Origin of the sequence: Pseudoduganella sp. R-32, assembly GCF_049913245.1 — a bacterium.
Classification (GTDB): Bacteria; Pseudomonadota; Gammaproteobacteria; order Burkholderiales; family Burkholderiaceae_D; genus Rugamonas.
Window position 1 is genome coordinate 5,390,847 of record NZ_CP183987.1, and the last position, 18,806, is coordinate 5,409,652.

Consider the following 18,806-nt stretch of genomic DNA (forward strand, 5'->3'; position numbering starts at 1 on the left):
GACGGCCGGCCCGCTGCCCGCAATCTGGCAATTCCGGTGCTACACTTCGGAAATTCCGAATGCTGGAGACTTGGCAATGCGCTTCGACCTGACCGATATGCGGCTCTTCCTCACTGTCGTGGAATGCGGCAGCCTGACCCAGGGTGCACGCAGCATGCACCTGGCGCTGGCCTCGGTCAGCGAGCGCATCGCCGGCATGGAGGCGGCGCTGGGCGCGCCGCTGCTCGAGCGCAACCGCCGCGGCGTGCGGGCCACGGCGGCGGGCGAAGCATTCGAGCGCCATGCACGTTCCATCCTGGGCCAGGTCGAACAGATGCGCGGCGACCTGCGCACCTACGCCACTGGCCTGAAGGGCCGTATCAGGGTGCTGTCGAACTCCGCCGCCATGGCTGCTTTCCTGCCGCCGCACCTGTGCCGCTTCCTGGCCACGCACCGCGACCTCTCGATCGACTTGCTGGAGCGGCCCAGCGCCGAGATCGTCCAGTCCATGGTGGACCGGCGCGCCGACCTTGGCATCGTGGCAGACATCACCGACTTCGGCCCGCTGCAGACCCACCTGATCGCCAGCGACCAGTTGGTCGTCGTCACCCACCGCCGTCACCGGGTGGCGCGGCAAGGCGATGCGACCTTTGCCGACATCCTTGGCGAAGCGATCGTCGGCATCGCGGACACCGCGCTGGAAACCCACCTGGCGGAGCGCGCTTCGCGCCTGGGGCGCCAGCTCGACTACCGCATCCAGCTGCGCAATATCGAGCACGTGGCGCTGCACGTCGAAGCGGGTATCGGCATCTCGATCATGTCCAGCGCGCTGGCCCGGCAAATCCGGCGCGACCTTGCCGTGGTGCGCCTCTCCGAACCATGGGCCACGCGCCGGCTCTTTCTCTGCGCGCGGGATTTTTCAGCCTTGACGCCGCACGCCGGCCTGCTGGCCAAACAGTTGCTGGAGGATGCGCCGCCGGGCGCTTCAGGCCAGTAGCGCCACGCCCATCGAGCGCGCTTCGGCAGCGGCAACGTCAAGGAGCTCGGCAAGGTCGGGGAAGCTTTCCAGGCATTGCACGATGTCGGAGCGCCGCACCAGGTAATCGTCCTGCGGCGCAGGCAGCGGCGACAGCACGGGGCACAGGTGACGCGCCAGCAGCAGGGTATCGCGCAGGCCGGCGGGCGGCAGGCTGATGGCGCCATCGCGCAGCGAAATGATGGCGGCGCCGACTGCCTCCGGCACCTGCAGCTTGCGCAGCACTTCGCGCGCCACGATTTCCTGCACCGGTCCCAGGCGGTGCCCCATGTCATCCAGCAAGCCGGGAACCTGGTCTGCTTGGGACAGCAGGAAGAAATTACCGGCCTCATGCACAATGCCGGCGAACAGTGCCGTGTCGGGATCGGTGCTGGTGATATGGCGCGCCACCTGGTATGCGATGGCCGCCACGTGCGCGGAATACTTCCACAATTGCTCGGCGCGTTCGCGCAACTGCGGGTCGCGGATGCGGGCGCCGAACTGGCGCACCACCATGGCAGCGGCCAGCGAGTACAGGTTGCGGTAGCCAAGTCGCATCACGGCAGCGCGCGCACTGGTGATGGGCGGCGCGCCATGGCGCCGGAACACCGCGGCATTGGCCAGGGCGACAGCGCGCGTCGCCAGCACCGGTTCGCCCAGCACTTTGCGCGCTATCTCATCGTCGTGGCAATCAGGATCAGCCAAGGCAAGCTGCAATGCCAGTGCGGCATTGACGCTGGTGGGGAATACCAGTTCCCCACGCTGCACTTCCGAAATAATGGTGGCTAAGTCCCTGAGCTTTTCCATGCAAGAAATTATACCGAGGCCGCCCGCAACGCGCGCACATTGCTCGGCATGCGGCGCGAAGCAGCCGCCTTGCGCACCACCGGTGCGGCCGCATCTTCATTCCCCAGCGTGAAGATGCTGATCGATTTCACCAGCATCTGCGCCTGCTCCTGCAGGCTGGCCGACGCGGCTGCGGTCTGTTCCACCAGCGCCGCGTTTTGCTGCGTGGTGTCGTCCATCTGCGTCACGGCCATATTGATTTGCTCGATACCATTGCCCTGTTCGGCCGATGCGGTAGCGATCTCCTGCATGATGGCGGTAATGCTCTGCACGCTCTTCAGCACCTCCTGCATTGCCAGGCCGGCTTCGCCGACCAGGCGGTTGCCGGTCTCGACCCGGTCCACGCTGTGGTTGATCAAATCCTTGATTTCCTTGGCCGCCGAGGCCGAACGCTGCGCCAGGTTGCGCACCTCGGAAGCCACTACCGCAAAGCCGCGCCCCTGCTCGCCGGCGCGCGCCGCTTCCACCGCGGCGTTCAGGGCAAGGATATTGGTCTGGAAAGCGATGCCATCAATCACGCCAATGATGTCCACGATCTTGCGCGAGCTGTCATTGATTTCGCCCATGGTCTGCACCACTTGCGACACCACTTCGCCGCCCTTGCCGGCCACGCCGGCCGCGCTGTGCACCAACTGGTTGGCCTGGCGCGCGTTATCGGCATTTTGCTTGACGGTGGAAGTCAGTTCTTCCATTGAAGATGCGGTTTCTTCCAAGTTGGAGGCCTGCGATTCCAGCCGCGACGACACATCGGCATTGCCGGTGGCGATATCGCGGCTGGCCGCATTGATCTGGTCGACACTGGCGCGCACATCGGACACGATGCCGCGCAAGCTCTCGCTCATGGACTTGAGGGAACGCAGCAACTGCCCTACTTCATTGGGCGGACCAACATCGATGTCGTTATCGAGCTTGCCTTTCGCCACTTCGTCCGCCACCGCAATGGCATTTTGCAGCGGCACCGTCACCGAGCGGGCGATCAGCATGCAGATCCAGGCAGCCAGGGAAAACAACAGCACCATCGATACAACCATGATCCAGCGCTGCTCGGTGAAGCCCTTGATTTTCTGTGACAGCATGACGTCGATCTCTTTCGCAGCAACTTCGTTGACGGCAAACTGCATATCAATTGCCGCCGTGGTCTTGGCCACCCACTCTTCGCCGGAATAGGTCAGCGGATCGGCTTTCACGATCTGCTCCGTGCCCAGGTCGACGATCTTGCGTGCTGCATCGCCCGCCTCGCGCAACTGCGCCCCAAGCTTGGCCTCAATGGCAGGATTTGCGGCGGCGGCCTTGCCGAAGGCCGTCAGGGTCTGGTCCAGGCGATCGGTCACGCGCGACATGATGGCTGCCTGCTGCATGCGGTCCTCGGGCGTGGCTTCCTTTTTCGCCAGCAGGCCGGCGCCCTTGGCGCGCGTCTTGCCGGTTTCTTCGGTCAGCCATGGCAACTGGTAGAACATCGACTGGATGAGCTGGTAAGTATCCTTGTCGGGATCGAGGCTCAGGCCGTACGCGTCGCCAATCAGCTCGTTCACCTTGAGCAGCTTGGGCACCAGGCCGGTATGGCCCGCATAGCTTTGCGGCACGGTGATCTTGCCCTCAGCTACATTGTTGCGCAGCGTCTCCCACTCCTGCTTGGCGGCAGCGAAGGCGTCGATGATGGCTTTGTCGCCCAGCTTTGCCGCCGCCTTCTCCAGCCGGCCATACGCCGCGTCCGCCTCAGCCTGTTTGGCGCGGCGCTTTTCCGCCACGCTGGTCACGCCGCCCAGCACCAATGCCGACAGGCCGCGATGCTGCTGCGTGTACTGCACAACCTTCAGTCCATCCACCACGATCGGCAAGCCTTCATGCTCACCTTCATATGCAGCGAGAACCTTGCCAGCCTCGCTCATGTAGAGGAATGCAGGAATGATAGCCAGCAGTGCAGCAATCAGGCCGAGGATCATGAACTTGTGGCTCAGCTTGAGCTGGCCGAGAAGAGAGGTAGGATTCATGGCAGTTTCCCAAAGAAAAGTTCAGTAAAAGGTGCGTTACAGCACCGCGATACCTCTTGCTTTGATCATATGCCGATTTATGGCCCCACGTTACAATTCGTGAGAATTAACGACAAAAATCTCTTTCTCCATCACCATTTGTGTTGCAGGCGCGCGAAACAATTGCCATTGAAGAATTTAACTTTCATGATGCAAGTGCAAGCGCTTTGTTATAGTGCCCTTATGAAATTTATTACGCCGCTGTTGACGCTGATTGTTACGCTGCTCTTGCCAGTCGCGCAGGCAGAAACCGTCACCGTCTACACCAGCGCTAACTTTGCCCCGCTCGTCATCGATGGCACCCGAGGTATCTATTACGAAGCAATCGACTACCTGAACAAACAGGCCACGGACGGCACCAGCTACCGGCTGGCCTACCTGCCGCGCAAGCGCTTGCAGATGCGGCTGGAAGACGGCACGCTGGACGGCATCGTTATTGGCATGATGCCCCAATGGTTCGATGACGTCGCACAGAAGAAATACCTGTGGACCACGGCTTTCGCCATCGACCATTTCGTGCTGGTGTCGCGCATCGACCATCCGGTGCAGATGGATGCCGGGCAAGGGCTGGCCGGCAAATCGATTGGCTTGACGCTGGGCTACGTCTACCCGGGCATTGAGGAATGGATCCAGCGCCACGGCTTGCTGCGCCAGGATGCCATCAGCGAGGAAATCAACCTGGAGAAGCTGCGCCGCGGCCGCATTGATTGCGTGGCCGTTTCGGAATCGGCGGCGCGCTATTTCGTACGGCTGCATGGCTTGCACGGCAGCCTGACTTTCGTGGATTTGCCGGGCCGCGCGACGGAGCGCCGCTTCCTTGTGCCGCTGGGACGCAATGACCTGTTCGACAAGGTTGCTCCCATCGTCAAGCGCATGCGCGAAGATCCGCAATGGCTGCGCATGACGTCGAAGTATCAGTAAGTGAATTTCACCTGCACGCCGTAGCTGCGCGGTTCGTTGACGACACCGGTGAAGTTGTTGAAGTCGATGGCTGCCACCGCCACGAGCCTGTTCGCCGCGTTGCGTACGAAAGCCGCTACCTCGAAGCGTTCGCCCCTGTCCCGGTAGCCAAGCCGCAGCCCGCCGTCCAGCAGCGGGCGCGCCTTGTACTCCACCGCCTCGTACAGGAAGAAATTGTATTTGCCGCGATAGGCCCAGTCGGCATACGCGAACAATTCACCGTTGCGCCAGGGCCGGCTGTAGCGCAGCGTGGCATTGGCGATCCAGCGCGGTGAACGCGGCAGCGGATTGCCGTCGATGAAGACGTTGTTGGGCGCCGTACCGCGCGGATCGAGCACCGTGCAGCCATTGCCGCAGGGGAGCACGAACAGGCCGGCATCGCGGATCCTGGTGGCGTTGTAGCTGGCGCCCACACTGGCTGTCCATTCGCTGTTGGGACGCATCAGCCATTCGACTTCGGCGCCCTGCCCGCGCACCCTGGCCGCGTTGACCAGGCGGTTCTGGTTGACGACGCCGCTGCCGGCCGTAAGCTGCATGTCGTCGATCGTGTAGCGGAACACGGCCAGGCCGAGGCGCGCGCGGCGCTGCATGAGATCCTGCTTCCAGCCCGCTTCCCAACTGCGGGCTTGCTCGGCGCGCGCGACGGACAGGCTGTTGCCGAACAGGATGCGGCCCTGGATCGACGGTGCGCGGTAGCCGGTCGCAAGGCGCGCGTACACATGGCTGTCCGGCGACAGGGCCTGGGTGGCGCCGAGATCCCAGCTGAAGTCGTTGCCGCGCGGAGCGGCTTCCAGCCTGGCGATCGGCGACGCGCCGGGCGCCGCTTGCGGGCGCGCGGCGACGAAGTCCTTGCGGTCCTTGGTGTAGCGCAGGCCGGCGCGCAGCAGCAGGCCCGGGCGCGCGCGCCACGACACGGCGCCGAAGGCGGCCAGCGAACGGCTGTCCTGCTCCTGCCAGGCGTAGGCGTTCTGGCGATTGCCGTTGAAGGTGTCGAAGCTGAAGCTGTCGACCCTGATCTTCTCGCTGAAGCCGTACACGCCGGCCAGCCAGCTCCATACCTGCGCCGGATCGGACTCGAGCCGGACCTCCTGCGTCAACTGCCTGTGCTTCGGCAACGCGTCGGCGGTCTCGGACGGGAAAGGAATGCGGCCCGGTCCCATGGGAGGATGCGCCAGCGAGCCAAAGCCGGCGTCGACGTCGGCACGGCTGTAGAAGCGCGCCCGCTCCCAGCCCGAGATGGCATGCAGGGAAAGGCCGTCGAACTGCCAGCGCAGGCGCAGGCTGGCACCGTTGGTTTTCAGGGACTGATGGTTCATGCCGTCGGTCGGCAGGCTGGCGTAATCAAAGCCCGGCGCCAGTGCGTTGCTGCCCTTTTGCAGGATATTGGCGCGGAACAGCGTGGCACGTCCTCCCATGCGGCGCCCGTGCCCGTTCAACAGCGCGCTGAAGGCGGAGTTCGGCTGGTACAGCAGCTGTACCCGCGCGGCATTGTCATGATAGCCCTCGAATTCCGTGGTGGCTGCGTTGGGGCGGTCGTTGAAGACACGGTTGCCGCGGTGCTGGCTAAGCAGCGACACGCGCAGCGCCAGCGTTTCGCCCAGCGGCGTATTGAATGCGCCATCCAGGTTGCGCATCTCGTCACTGCCGTAAGCGGCATTGGCGTAGCCTTCGGTCCTGAAGGCAGGCCGCACCGAATCGAACTTCACCACGCCAGCCGGCGCATTGCGCCCGAACAGGCTGCCCTGCGGCCCGCGCAGCAGTTCCACTTGCTGCAGGTCGAACAGGGGGAAGGACTTGAGCAGCGGATTCTCCTGCACGACGTCGTCGTACACGATGCCGACCGGTTGCGCGGCGTTCAGGTCGAAGTCGGTATTGCCCAGGCCGCGCAGGTAGAAACGCGGGAACGATCGGCCAAAGTCGGATTCGATGTGCAGGCTGGGCATGCGCGATGCCAGGTAGCGCAAGTCGCGGCCGCTGGCGGCCAGCACGTCGAGCGCTTCTCCGCCAAGGACCGACACGTTGAACGGGACTTCCTGCAGCGGCTCGGCGCGGCGTTGCGCCGTGACGTAGACGCTGGGCAGCGCGCCATCCTGCGCCTGCTGCGCCAAGGCCGGCGGCAACGCCGCCAGGCCAGCCACACCGATCGCCCACCATGCGCGCATGCTGCCTCCCGTGTGGCTTCATGCTAGCAGAGATAGCTGATCATGGCATAATGATAGTTTCAATTTGACCATCTCCTGGCAATGCGTGCGCTGCTGCGGTCCTCTCTGTTCGCCTGCCTGCTGGCTGCAGGCACTATGGCATCGGCGCAACAACGGCCGGGTGTAGTCTCGTTCCAGCGCGTCGCCATGCCGGACCAGGTGCCGGCCCACCTCAGCACCGTGATGGCGCAGGACGCCCAGGGCATGCTGTGGATCGGCACCCAGGACGGTCTGGTGCGCTACGACGGCTACGGCTACAAGGTATTCCGCCCGCACCCCGGCGATCCCGCATCAATCGGCGGCAGCTACATCCGCGCCTTGCACGCTGCGCGCGATGGAAGGCTGTGGATCGGCACCATCAGCGGCGGCCTGTCGGTGTTCGATCCGCGCACCGAACGCTTTACCCAGTACCGGCACGACCCGCAACGCAAGGACAGCCTGGCCAACGATCGCGTGGAAGGCATCGCGGAACTGGCCGGCGGCGTGCTCTGGCTGGCCACCGACAACGGCTTGTCGGTCCTTGATCCCGCCAGCGGCCGCTTCACTCAATACCGCCACGTGGAGGGCGACAGCAACAGCCTGGCCAACAACCAGCTGCGCTCCGTCCTGCTGGACCGCGAAGGCCGCCTGTGGGTGGCCAGCGACGCCGGCTTGCAGCGCTGGCTGGGCGACGACCGCTTCTCGGCGCCGGTCGGCCCGGCCAATGCGATCCGCCTGTTCCAGGACGGCCGTGGCCGCATCTGGATCGGCAGCTCGCGCCAGGGCGCCGCCGTGTACGATCCTGCCAGCGGCCAGTTGCATGCACTGGCAGGGCTGAGCCACTTCTGGATCTATAGCATTGCCGAACCGCTGCCGGGCGAAATCTGGCTCGGCACTTTCGGCAAAGGCATCGACGTGATCGACGGCGCCAGCCTGGCCGTGGTCGACCGCTTGCAATACGACAGCACCAGCACGTCCAGCATCGGCAACGATCGCATTGGCGCGCTGCTGGTCGACCGTTCCGGCCTGGCCTGGGCCGGCACCTGGGGCGGCGGCATTGCGCACCACGATCCCGCCAGCCGCGCCTTCCTCAAGCTGCGGCACAGCCCATCCAACCCGCTGGGCCCGAGCCACCCGGCCATCGTGCGCGCGCTGGAAGCGGCCGACGGCAGGCTGTGGCTCGGCACCAATGGTAATGGCGTCGACGTGCTCGATGCCAACGGCCGGCTGGCGGCAGGCTTCCGCCCCGACGCCAGCCGCGGCGACGCGCTGTCAGACGGCGCCATTTCCTGCCTGGCCCAGGGGCCCGATGGCAGCATGTGGGTGGCGACACTGGATGGCACGCTGCACCGCCAGCGCCCCGGCCAGCAAGGCTTCCAGCGCTTCGGCAGCGCGCATGGCTTGCCGGGCGGCCCGATCCGCACCATGGTTTTTGGCGCCGACGGCGCGCTGTGGGCCGGCGCCCAGCAAGGCCTGGCACGCATCGGCAAGGACGGTGCCGTGAGCGCCTGGCGCCACCAGCCCGACGATCCAGGCAGCCTGTCCGGGCGCGAAGTCGAAGCGCTCGCCTTCACGCCGGACGGAACGCTGTGGATCGGTACCAATGACGGCCTGAATGCATTCGACACCAGGAGCGGCAAGGCGCGCCGCATTGTGCGCGATCCGGCGCGCGCCGACAGCCTGCCCGACAACTGGGTGCCGGACCTGATGGTCGACAAGGACGGCCAGCTCTGGCTGGCCACCCAGTCCGGCGCTGCCATCCTGCGCTCCTTCGACGGCCAGGCCGCGCACTTCGACGTGCTGTCAACGCGCCTGAAACTGCCGCCCCACCCGCCCGAGTCGCTGCTGCAGGACGCGCAAGGCCAGGTGTGGCTGGGCAGCCGCGTGCGCATCGACCCGCTGACCTGGCGCTGGCGCAGCTTCGACCGCGCCGACGGCAATGAATTCCGCACCTTGTATTACGCCAGCCGCGCGCGCATGCGCAACGGCGACCTGCTGTTTGGTTCGCCGGAAGGCTTGCTGCGCGTGCGCCCGCATATGCTGCGGCGCTGGGAATACCAGCCTGCCGTGAGCGCGACCGCACTGACCATCGACGGCGTCGAGCAGCCCGGCGCCGGCGTGCTCGCCGAGCGCACGCTGTCGCCCAGCCAGCGCGACCTGCGCCTGGAGTTTGCCGCGCCCGACTTCAGCGCGCCGGAACAGCAGCAATACCGCTACCGCCTGGACGGCTACGACGCCGGCTGGGTCAATGTCGATGCGCGCCAGCGCGTGGCCGCCTATTCCCACCTGCCGCCGGGCGACTACCAGCTACGGGTCCAGGCCAGCAACCGCGCCGGCCACTGGAGCCCGCAGGAATGGGCGCTCAAGCTGCACGTGCAGCCGGCCTTCTACCAGACGTGGTGGTTCCGTACTTCCATGTGGGTGCTGGGCGCACTGGGCGTGGCCTTCCTGTTCCGCCTGCGGCTGCACACCTTGCGCCGCCGCGGCGAACGCCTGGAGCGCCTGGTGGCCGAGCGTACCGCCGCCCTGGAAGCGGCTTCGCGCCGGCTGGAGCAAGCCAGCCTGACCGACCCGCTGACCGGACTGCACAACCGGCGCTACCTGGAACAGACCATCCAGGCCGACTTCGACCTGGCGGCGCGCCGCCATCGCAGCCTGCCGCCCGAGCCGCATGCCGACCTGGTGCTGTTCATGCTCGACCTCGACCACTTCAAGCGCGTCAACGACCAGCACGGCCATGCCGCCGGCGACGCCGTGCTGCAGCAGACGGCCAGGCTGCTGCGCGACTGCATGCGCAGCTCCGACCACATCGTGCGCTGGGGCGGCGAGGAGTTCCTGCTGGTGGCGCGCTTCATCGACCGCAACGACGCCACCGCGCTGGCGGAAAAGATCCGCTTGGCCATCGCCGCCCACGAATTCCTGATTCCCGGCGGCCAGGTGCTGCGCAAGACCGTCTCGATCGGCTTTGCCACCTTCCCCGGCATGCCGGGCCGCCCCAGCGCGCTGACGCCGGAATCGCTGCAGCGCCTGGCCGATGCCGCCCTGTACGCCGCCAAGCATACCTGGCGCGACGCCTGGGTCGGGGTGCAGGCGCGCAGCGGGGAAGCCGGCCTGTCGCGCTTCCTGGCCGACCCGAGCAGCGCGGTGGAAGCCGGCGACGTGACGCTGCTGGTGCCGCAGCAGCGCGGCCGCGTGGTGGGCATTAACCCGGGTTAATTACGCGCGGACCACGCCTCGCTAAGCTGTCCTCTTTCAAGGAGGAAGACATGTCATTGCAAGCGAACGCGCGGCTGATCGAACGCTATTTCGAAGAAGTCTGGAACCAGGGCAAAGTCGAGGTGCTCGACGAACTGCTGACCAGCGACTACCGCAACCACAGTCCGGGCCTGCCCGATCCGCAACCCGGGCCGGCGGGCCTCAAGCCCATTGTGCTGATGATGCGCAGCGGGATTCCCGACCTGCATTACGCCATCGTAGACCTGGTGGTCGCAGCAGACCGCGTAGCGGCCTACGTCCACATGACCGGCACGCACACCGGCAGCTTGTTCGGCATCGAACCGACTGGCAAATCGATCGACGTGCGGCAGATGCAGATCGAATGGATCAGGGATGGACGCATCTGCCAGCACTGGCGCATCACCGAAGACTTGAAGATGATGCGCCAGCTCGGCGTCATTCTATAATCGCCTGCATGGAACATTTGACGCTGGTGCGCGCATTGCGCCGACTGGAACAGGCTGCCGGCCTGCAGTTGCCCGAGGTGGAGCAACTGGCCGCCTCCGTGCAGCTGCTGCAACTGCGCGAGCGCGAGTTCGCGTTCCACGAAGGCGATGCCTGCCCGCGCCTGTTCGCTGTGCGCACCGGCCTGCTCAAGCAGTTCTACACCACGGCCGACGGCAAGGAGTGGATCAAGAGTTTCACGGTGGAAGACGAGCTGTTTGCCTGTCCGATTGGATTCCAGCCGGGCGGGCGAACCAGCTTTGGCGCGGCGGCGCTGGAGGCCAGCGTGCTGGAGGTCATCGACTGGCGCCTGCTGGACGACCTGGGTGGGCGCCACCTGGCATGGCAGAAAGCGATCCGTTTCGGCTTCCAGGCTTTGACTCAGCTGAAAATGGTGCGCGAGCGCGACCTGTTGATGTACTCTCCGGAACAGATGTACCAGCACTTGCTGGAAAGGCGCGCCGGGCTGGTGCAGCGCGTGCCGCAGAAGGAATTGGCCGCTTATCTCGGCGTGACGCCCGTGGGCCTGAACCGGATTGCGCGCCGGCTCGAATGAAGGTTTAGAAACCCACTTCGCCGACCACCCGCAAGTCCATTTGCACTTCGCTGTGCACGGCGATGCGCCCGATATGGGCTGGATGGAAAAGCACTTGCTGCAACGCCGCCAGCATCGCTGCTTTCTCTTCCTCATTGGCGTCGCTGTGAACCAGATGTACACGTATCACATCGCCCATGTCGTTGATCCAGAAGCGCACCGTGATGTTGCCGCTGGCAGCCCCCGGCAACACCAGCCAGCGACGCCTGGCCAGGCCACTGGCCACGGAAGGCTGCTCGGTCAATTCATCCTGGAGGAAATAGCGCGGCGTAAACGCCGGTTCCGCCGACGGTTCGGCCTGCGCCAGGGGCGCGGCTGGCGCGGCCGGAGCCGGCGCTGGTCGTTGCACCGCCCCACTGCCACGAGCCGGCGCCAATGCCGGCGCCGGCAGCAAGGTAAGCACCAGCATGGGGGAGGCAGGCTGCGGCGCGGATTCACCAGGCGTGCCCTGCCTGCCCACGCTGGCCAGGACAGCCAGGTGGGCCAGGACAGTCAGCAGCAAGGCCAAAGCATTCGCCCTGCCTGCCGCCCGGGTATTACTTGACCAGTTCACGCCACTGCAGTCGCCTGGTGACAGGGTCGCCATTGTTTGAGTCACCGTCGCCGCCCCCGCTGTGCGACGGGGTATTCAATGGAATCGACTTCGGACGCTTGCCGTCGGCAGTAATGGCGAAGACCACCGCCTTGTCGTTCGACAGCCTGCTGAGGGTCGTGCCGACCACAGGCGACACCAGCCTGGTGCCGACGGGCACATCGCGTTTGGCACCCGCGGTGCTGAACTGGTACAACCAGCTGTAACCACCAGGCTGGCAAGCCGACGCTGTTGGCACCACGCTCGGCACAAGGAAAATGCCGTCAAACACATGCGGGTCGATGGCAACGCGCTCGCCCTTGCTTGGCAATTCAAGGTACCAGCCCTTGTCCTTGTCCCAGTCAACCGCTTTATCCGTGGTGCCCTTGCGGGTATCCGCGCCTTGATCCATGGTCTGAACGGCCAGCGATTCCAGCTTGATTGGGCCGTCCGTCACCACATCCTTGACGGCGGCAACGATTTGCGTAGGCATGCTCCCCTCGGGAACCACCAGGTCGGAGGCGCCCAGGAAGCGCCCTGTGCCGAAATACACGATGATGGTGCCGTCGCCGCGACGGGTCAGGTCCGGTGCAGCCGTGATCGGCCGGGTGTTACCCAGTTCCATCACCTTGGTGGCGGTGCGCTGCTTCAGGTTGAAACGCCACAGATTGCCCTGCAGGTCACCACCGTAAGCCCTGTCTTCCGTGTTGTCCGTGTAGAAGTCCTTTACAGCGGCAATATTGATGCGCGCCAGCCCGCTTGGGTTCAGCCTATCACCGGCGCCGGTGGAGATATCCACGACATTCTTCGGATCGGCCAGGTCAAGGATGAACACGTGGCCCTGTCCATCGCCGTCATACTTGCCGTTTTCCGCGATGTTGTTGTAGCCGGAGGTCAGCACCGCCACCCATTTGCCTTCGAGCTTGGTCACTTGCGCAGGGCCAAAGCTGTACCCCAGGTTAGGGTTGTCGTCAGCCGTGTAGGTCCACAATACTTTCGGCGGCTGCTTGGGGTTGGTGATGTCAAGCGCATAGTAACCGCGGCCGCCCTTGCCCATCGCGCCGATCAGGATAGTCATCCACTCCTTGCCGATCTTGACGTCGGACACGATGATCGCGCCGTCCAGGTAGTAGCGGTGGCGATCGGCGTAATCCTTGTTGGCCAGCTGCCACAGGTCCGGCAGCACCATCGGCGGAATGTAAGCCCAGCGCTCTTCACCGGTTTTTGCATCAAAGGCGTGCAGCATGCCATCGTTGGCGGCAGCGTAGACGATGGCGTCCCGGTCCGTTTTCGTGTACGCGGCGTAGCCCTCGTCCAGGAAGCCGAACGGCGGATTCTTGACGTAGATTGGCTGCGAATGGATGAAGTCGCCAAGCACCTTGTCGCGCTCGCGGTACAGGCGCATGCCATCCTTGTCCAATGGATCCTGGCCGCGCAGGAAGTTCACCAGGGTCGTTTCATCAGCCGCTTCGACTTGCTTGCTGGTCCAATTCTTAAATTGGCTCAGCGACCGCTGCACCGACTTCGAGAAGAACGCCAACTGGCTCTTATCCAAGTTTGCGGCCTTGAATGGCACCAGCCTGTTGCTGGCGTCCGAGGTCCAGATGGTACGGCTGTCGCTGCCGTCCGACGCGAACCTGCTACGCAGCAGCGTCCCAGCCTGCCACTTCGGGTCGCCGGTAATTTCGCCGGTCTGGACGTTGATCGCATAGGCGCTCAGCTCGCCATCCCAGAGCTGGGTTCGATAATTCGCCAGATAGATGAAATTATCGCCTTCGACCGGGTTCAGGTTACTGGTCGCCGCGGCTGCGCCGCTGCCGTCCGACTGGCCGATACTGCCCAAGGCCTGGTGCAGGCTTTCCTGCAAGGTGGTCGGGTCCTTGGCACTGAAATAGCTTCCACGGCCGCTGACGGCGGCATGCCATAAGTCGTCGATCGCGGTCGGGTCGTTAGGCAATGGTGCTGGCCATTCCTTGGTGCCCCCTTGCAGGATCTTATAGTAGTCGCCCGTCTTTGCAGTCTTGTAGTCCTTGCTGTAAGCCAGCGTACCATCCACGCCCAGGCCAAGGGTAAAGGTGGTCATGTGCTGGTGGTTGGCGACATCGTTGATGTTCTTGTTGCCGCCGGCGCTGGGGACGATGTTCTCCATGTCCGGACGCAGGTCGTTGTTGTAGTAGTAAAACGCAATGTCAGCCAACGACACCTGGTCACCTGGGTTGTTCCTGGTACCGTCACCGGCTTTGTATGGCGCGTATGACGGCCGCGGCGCTTTTTTGATGTCGCCGTCCTGGTCCTTCAACAGCGTGCTCTTTGGGTCGTCAGTGTAGAGCGCCTGATTCCCGTTCCAGTAGCCGTCCGTTGCCAGGATGACGAAGTTGCGTTGGCAAGCAGCCTCGATCGGGTCATTTTTCCCATCCGGGAACGCGTCGTTCTTGCCAAACTTGTACAGACGGCCGACCTCGTTCAGGGCGTTACGCAATGGCGTGCTGGTATTGGGGTAGAGCTTGTACAGTTCGTCAAAGAAGGTCTGCTTGTGCACACCCTCAAAAGGCGCGATCGGCACTGCAATGGTCTTGTTATCGATCGTCATCATCCCAAGGCGCGTATGGAAATAGCTTGGGTCGGTCTTGTCTTCCGCCATCGACTTGGGATTTCCCCGTACGTCCTTGAATGCCAGGCCAATGGCCGTCTTGGTCATCTGGGTCCGGGTCCGGTACCAGGCATACCACGTCGCGAAATTGGTCATCTCGTTATCGTAGCTGCAGCTGACGCCGGGGCAATCGGTGCGCGTGGGCGCTTTCGGGTAGCTGCTACGGGTCGGAACAATGTCGACCCGTTCCCATTTGCCGAACACAACGGTCTTGTAAGTGTTGTCACGCAGGTCCGCACAATTTGTGGCGGAATTATCCGTGCACCATTTGACGGTCACATTGTAGTAATAGGGCGCGCCCTTCACTTCCTTCGCAACCGAGTAATCTCCGGTCGGATAGGCGTAGCTGGTCCCCTCGACTGCACGCTTGCAGTCCTTTTCCTTGGACGACGAATCAGGGCACCAGACACGATCGGGATAGCTGGCTTTCACGCTGCCGTACGTCTGCAAATTGACGGTCTCGTTAGGCCCCTGCGACTTGCAATCGATGGTTCGCCCTGTATAGGGATTGGTGACCCCGCAAGGGTACTCTCTATACAGCGGTTCCGAATACGTCTTATCGATATCCTGGATGCCATAGCCGTCGCTCGGGATGTTCGACCATGGCGCCAAGTATTCAGTCCGGTGCTCAGTGGTCGCATCGGCCAGGCGTTTGCCGTCGGCCGTGGTCGGCCAGTCATAACGCACCGCCGGGTTGTAGTAGACCTTGTTGAAAGCGCTGGCCGCAAAAGGCGGATCACCGTCATGGCAGATCACTGCCAGGCTGCCATTGGAGTAACGGCAAAACGTCAGGTAGCTGCCGTTCGACTGCACGCGCACATAGTCGGGCATGTAGCTCCACAGCATGCTGCCCGAGTTGTCCAGGTCGAGCATGATGTTAGGCAAGAGCTGCACGGTGGTGGAGTTTGCCAACGGCTTGTCTGCCAGGTCGGTGCTGGCAGCACGCGACAAGGCGGCGCCCAGCACGCTGCCGGTGAACAGTGCCGCCAGCATCAATTGTTTAAAGAGTGGCCTCATTGATAGGTCTCGCATACTCATTGTGAAATAATTGCCTGCACGAAGCTGACGTTGGAACGCGGCCCGGCAACCCGCACCGTGATCCGGTACAGTCCAAACGGTGACGAACGACCGTTGCTGCTGTTGCCTGGCGATGTCTGGTAAGTCAGCATCGGAAGCAGAATGCCAACGCTGTCGTCAGTCGGCCCCCCTGCCGTATCGCGAGGCGTGCTGGCGCAAATGGCCGGATCCAGCACACCAGCCGTTTGACACATGCGGTGGATCACGTAGGACACCTGGTTGCCGGCCGAGTCGACCGGCAGTTTCTTGACGAGCGTGGCTTTGCTCCAGTCGAGGTCATCGTCTGCGTCCACCGTGTTATTACCTGTCAGGTCCAGGTCGTCCTGGCTGCTGGCCGAATAACCCTCGCTGTCATGGTCCTCGTTAAGTAACTTGGGGTTGCCATGCAGCCAAGCAATGGCCGCCTCCACGCCGGCGTCGGCGCTGATGGACGCACTCTGCTTGAACGCCAGGTTGCCGGCAACCAGGGACGAGCCATCGACCGAGCGCATCATGGCCAGCCCGGCCAGGGTCATGGCCACCAGCACGATGAGCGCCATGATCAGGGCCACCCCCTCCTGCTGGCGGCGCCACGCGGAAATGACTACGGATTTCATATTTTCCCCCAGATCACGTTACGCAGCGGGATGACCGTTTCAAACACGCGATAACGGTAGCAACCCCAGTCGCTTGGATATTTATCAGTTTTGAATGCGGCCCAGCTGGACGACAAGGCGGTGGTCGCTGTGCAACCTTTGTCGGCGCTCTTGGGCCGCTCATACTGGACACCACGCGTGACCATGGCAACGCGGATCGCCTTGATGCGCTGCCAGTCGGTCCAGGAAGGTTCCTTCCATGGCGAGGAGGCGGCGCTGACCCAGGTGTCAATCGTCTGGCTGCCCGCCGGGGCGACGCCATACTCAGCCTGCATGTCCACCACTTCGGACATGACCAGCTCATTCGTGACGGCCGGCGCTTGCGAGTTATCGCTGCGTTCCAGCTGCTTGGTGGCAGTATTGACCGAGTAGGTCTTGCGGAAAATCGGGTGGCCATTGGCCGGCTTGAAACAAGTGACGCTCGCGCCTGCGGGATATTTCGGCCAGGCATTCGCTCCGCTTTCGAAATACGATGCCGGCGGATTGTAGCTTCCGCCAGCGCCAGAATTATGCTGCAGCTTCGAGGCTTGGGCCTGGACCTCGGTGATCTTCATGATGGTGCAGTTGCCTGCCTGCGATACCAGCGCAAGGTCGCCATCCTGGCAGACAGCGGCATTGCCCACGTCCAGTTCTGCCGACGGCTGCGGCATCGCCCTGCGTATCGTAGTGCTGCCGGATGGCTGATAAGAGGACTGGCTTGGATCGGCAAAATACTGGACCGAAATGCTGTCCGGCCCATCGCCGCCATCCTTGATCAATGCCGGCGCAAAATTCACATCGGTCAGCGCGCCTTCCTTGCCGCCGCAGTCCGCGCTTTTGTCGCAATAGGCAAAGATGTTGCTGCAGCCGACGTAGGATTTGGGGCTGGCGGTCATGCCCCAGCCAGCCATCTTGGTATCGCGCTCCAGCATGTACAGCGCAATCGCGCCATTGGCCTGGGCGTCGCCGCCGCTGGTGGTGGTGCGCTTGCGCGCTTCGTTATTGGTGAAGGCCTGGGCCACGATCAAGGTGCCCAACATGCCGACGACGAGACCCACCATGATCTCGACCATCGTAAAGCCTCTCTGGGAGCTCTGCATCATTTTCCTCATCCGTTGATCTGCGCCACCGCCTGGTAGCTGTGGGCCTTGGATTCGCCAGGACTTTTCCAGCTGATGGTGACGGTCACCTGCCTGCCGTTGAGCGCCACCGTACGCTTGCCCGCTGGCAGGGTTGTCACCGGCACGTCAGTTCCCACGTAGGCGGTCCAGTCGTCGGGATGCACCCACATCTCGCCCAATATCTGGTTGGCAGCAAAGCTGGCCTCCAGGCGGTACTTGGAGTCGGTAACCTGGCGCGTCGCCGAGGCTTGCATCCAGAGGAAGGCAAGAATGCCGAACGAGAAAACCAGGATGGCCGCCAACGCTTCAAGCAATACGATGCCATCCTGGCGGCCAGGTGTTAAATTGCGAATCATGGGATTACTCCTTAAGTACAGCCCTGGGGGGTGCCATTCAGTTTGCTGTCCGGATCGCACATGCGAACCTGGCCGCCGGAGCCAACCGTCACCACATAGCGGCGCGCGTAACTGGCCTTGGCGTTGGTAACGTCAATGCGGCTGATTTCGGTGCCTGCGGCAGCGCTAACCCGTCCGAAACTGTCGAACGTGACCACGGCGGTCTTGTCGAGGCCGGCGCCGGCAGCCAGCACACCGGCAAAGGTGTCAGGCTTGAGCGGTCGCGGAAGGGCATCGGTGGTGACGCCAACCCGTGCGTTGCCGCCGCCTTCTTCCGGCGCGCGTTTCTGGATCTCCGCCGGACAGAGGTTGGCGTTCACGCAGCCAACCGTCCAGGCCACCTTGCCATCCGCGTCGGTCAGGCTGAAGCGCACCTGCGTGCTGCGCCGCAGGGCTTCGGTGCGCGCCAGTTGCAAACCGTTCAGCACGGATTCCGCGGCAGTCCGGTTTTGCGCATCCTGGATCATGCGGGAAAAACTCGGCATTGCGAGCGCCAGCAGGATGCCGAGCACGCTGATGGCCACCAACAACTCGATCAGGGTCACGCCATTTTGCTTACGCATCAGCAGCGCCCGCCCTTGGCGGTTACCCAGCACGAGTCGGAACCAGTCCATCCGGTCGGCGCCGTCGTCTTCTTGGCATTAGCCTCGTTCAGCTCATAGGTAAAACCGGCCATCGGCCCCTTGCCTGTGGCCTTCAATTGATAGCTCATGCCGTCGGCAGCGATGGTGCAGGTAAAGGTGAAATCAGGGCTCGTCGGCGGTGCCGCTGCTGCCCCATCGGCGCAGGCGCCGGCGTAGGTACGGGTGTCCTGGAAGAACTGTTCCAGTCTGATGCGCATGTCCGACAAGCCATTGGTGGCCTGCGGAATGTGGCCGCGAATGATATAGTCTTTATAAGATGGCAACGCCACGGCCGCGAGGATGGCGATGATGGCCATCGTGATGAGGGCTTCGATCAGGGTAAAACCGCTGTTGCGATTATTGAATACACGTTTCACAAGGATTCCTTAAGCAGCAGAACATATCTTGCCGAAAAATAATTTGACGGAAG

General features: G+C 63.4%; 15 protein-coding genes. 5 read left to right on the forward strand and 10 right to left on the reverse strand.

Annotated features, from left to right (window positions below):
* Positions 1 to 76: 76 nt before the first annotated feature.
* Positions 77 to 976, forward strand: coding sequence for a LysR family transcriptional regulator (locus ACN9MU_RS24605; RefSeq protein WP_426163478.1), 900 nt, complete (start codon positions 77 to 79; stop codon positions 974 to 976).
* Here the strand turns inward: ACN9MU_RS24605 and ACN9MU_RS24610 are convergent.
* Positions 965 to 1,801 (reverse strand): HDOD domain-containing protein, encoded by an 837-nt coding sequence (locus tag ACN9MU_RS24610; RefSeq protein WP_426163480.1) that lies wholly within the window; start codon positions 1,799 to 1,801, stop codon positions 965 to 967. The genes ACN9MU_RS24605 and ACN9MU_RS24610 overlap by 12 nt on opposite strands.
* Positions 1,802 to 1,809: 8 nt before the next feature.
* Positions 1,810 to 3,831 carry a methyl-accepting chemotaxis protein gene (locus ACN9MU_RS24615; RefSeq protein WP_426343588.1) on the reverse strand — a complete coding sequence of 674 codons (2,022 nt, stop codon included), beginning with the start codon at positions 3,829 to 3,831 and terminating at the stop codon, positions 1,810 to 1,812.
* A 222-nt stretch (positions 3,832 to 4,053) separates the two neighbouring features.
* On the opposite strand from ACN9MU_RS24615, the gene ACN9MU_RS24620 reads away from it, so the two are divergent.
* Positions 4,054 to 4,791, forward strand: coding sequence for a substrate-binding periplasmic protein (locus ACN9MU_RS24620; RefSeq protein WP_426163485.1), 738 nt, complete (start codon positions 4,054 to 4,056; stop codon positions 4,789 to 4,791).
* On the opposite strand, the gene ACN9MU_RS24625 is transcribed toward ACN9MU_RS24620, so the two are convergent.
* Positions 4,785 to 6,992, reverse strand: coding sequence for a TonB-dependent receptor (locus ACN9MU_RS24625; protein WP_426336249.1), 2,208 nt, complete (start codon positions 6,990 to 6,992; stop codon positions 4,785 to 4,787). The genes ACN9MU_RS24620 and ACN9MU_RS24625 overlap by 7 nt on opposite strands.
* Before the next feature lie 135 nt (positions 6,993 to 7,127).
* Here ACN9MU_RS24625 and ACN9MU_RS24630 point away from each other — a divergent pair, with 135 nt between their 5' ends.
* From ACN9MU_RS24630 to ACN9MU_RS24640, 3 genes are read left to right on the forward strand one after another with little or no spacing between them, the layout of a single operon-like run.
* Entirely contained in the window at positions 7,128 to 10,226 is a 3,099-nt protein-coding gene (locus tag ACN9MU_RS24630; RefSeq protein ID WP_426163490.1) for a ligand-binding sensor domain-containing diguanylate cyclase, read from the forward strand.
* 50 nt (positions 10,227 to 10,276) lie between these two features.
* Positions 10,277 to 10,693 carry an ester cyclase gene (locus ACN9MU_RS24635; RefSeq protein ID WP_426163492.1) on the forward strand — a complete coding sequence of 139 codons (417 nt, stop codon included), beginning with the start codon at positions 10,277 to 10,279 and terminating at the stop codon, positions 10,691 to 10,693.
* 8 nt (positions 10,694 to 10,701) lie between these two features.
* Positions 10,702 to 11,286: a Crp/Fnr family transcriptional regulator gene (locus ACN9MU_RS24640; protein WP_426163494.1), complete on the forward strand. Its 585-nt coding sequence runs from the start codon at positions 10,702 to 10,704 to the stop codon at positions 11,284 to 11,286.
* Positions 11,287 to 11,290: 4 nt separating this feature from the next.
* Here ACN9MU_RS24640 and ACN9MU_RS24645 read toward each other — a convergent pair whose 3' ends face one another.
* Genes ACN9MU_RS24645 through ACN9MU_RS24675 form a run of 7 tightly spaced genes read right to left on the reverse strand, consistent with a single transcriptional unit; the run spans position 11,291 to position 18,753 of the window.
* Complete coding sequence (locus ACN9MU_RS24645) at positions 11,291 to 11,827, reverse strand: hypothetical protein (RefSeq protein WP_426163496.1); 537 nt, start codon at positions 11,825 to 11,827, stop codon at positions 11,291 to 11,293.
* Positions 11,828 to 11,861: 34 nt separating this feature from the next.
* Positions 11,862 to 15,563, reverse strand: coding sequence for a pilus assembly protein (locus ACN9MU_RS24650; RefSeq protein WP_426343589.1), 3,702 nt, complete (start codon positions 15,561 to 15,563; stop codon positions 11,862 to 11,864).
* Positions 15,564 to 15,580: 17 nt separating this feature from the next.
* Entirely contained in the window at positions 15,581 to 16,219 is a 639-nt protein-coding gene (locus tag ACN9MU_RS24655; RefSeq protein ID WP_426163500.1) for a pilus assembly PilX family protein, read from the reverse strand.
* Complete coding sequence (locus ACN9MU_RS24660; protein ID WP_426163502.1) at positions 16,216 to 17,340, reverse strand: PilW family protein; 1,125 nt, start codon at positions 17,338 to 17,340, stop codon at positions 16,216 to 16,218. The genes ACN9MU_RS24655 and ACN9MU_RS24660 overlap by 4 nt, the downstream gene beginning before the upstream one ends.
* 5 nt (positions 17,341 to 17,345) lie before the next feature.
* Positions 17,346 to 17,714, reverse strand: coding sequence for a type IV pilus modification PilV family protein (locus ACN9MU_RS24665; RefSeq protein ID WP_426163504.1), 369 nt, complete (start codon positions 17,712 to 17,714; stop codon positions 17,346 to 17,348).
* 11 nt (positions 17,715 to 17,725) lie between these two features.
* On the reverse strand, positions 17,726 to 18,316 hold the full coding sequence (locus ACN9MU_RS24670) for a GspH/FimT family pseudopilin (protein ID WP_426163506.1): 591 nt from the start codon (positions 18,314 to 18,316) through the stop codon (positions 17,726 to 17,728).
* A complete protein-coding gene (locus ACN9MU_RS24675) occupies positions 18,316 to 18,753 on the reverse strand; it encodes a type IV pilin protein (RefSeq protein ID WP_426163508.1) in 438 nt (145 codons plus the stop codon). Before ACN9MU_RS24675 ends, ACN9MU_RS24670 begins: the two co-directional genes overlap by 1 nt.
* Positions 18,754 to 18,806 lie beyond the last annotated feature (53 nt).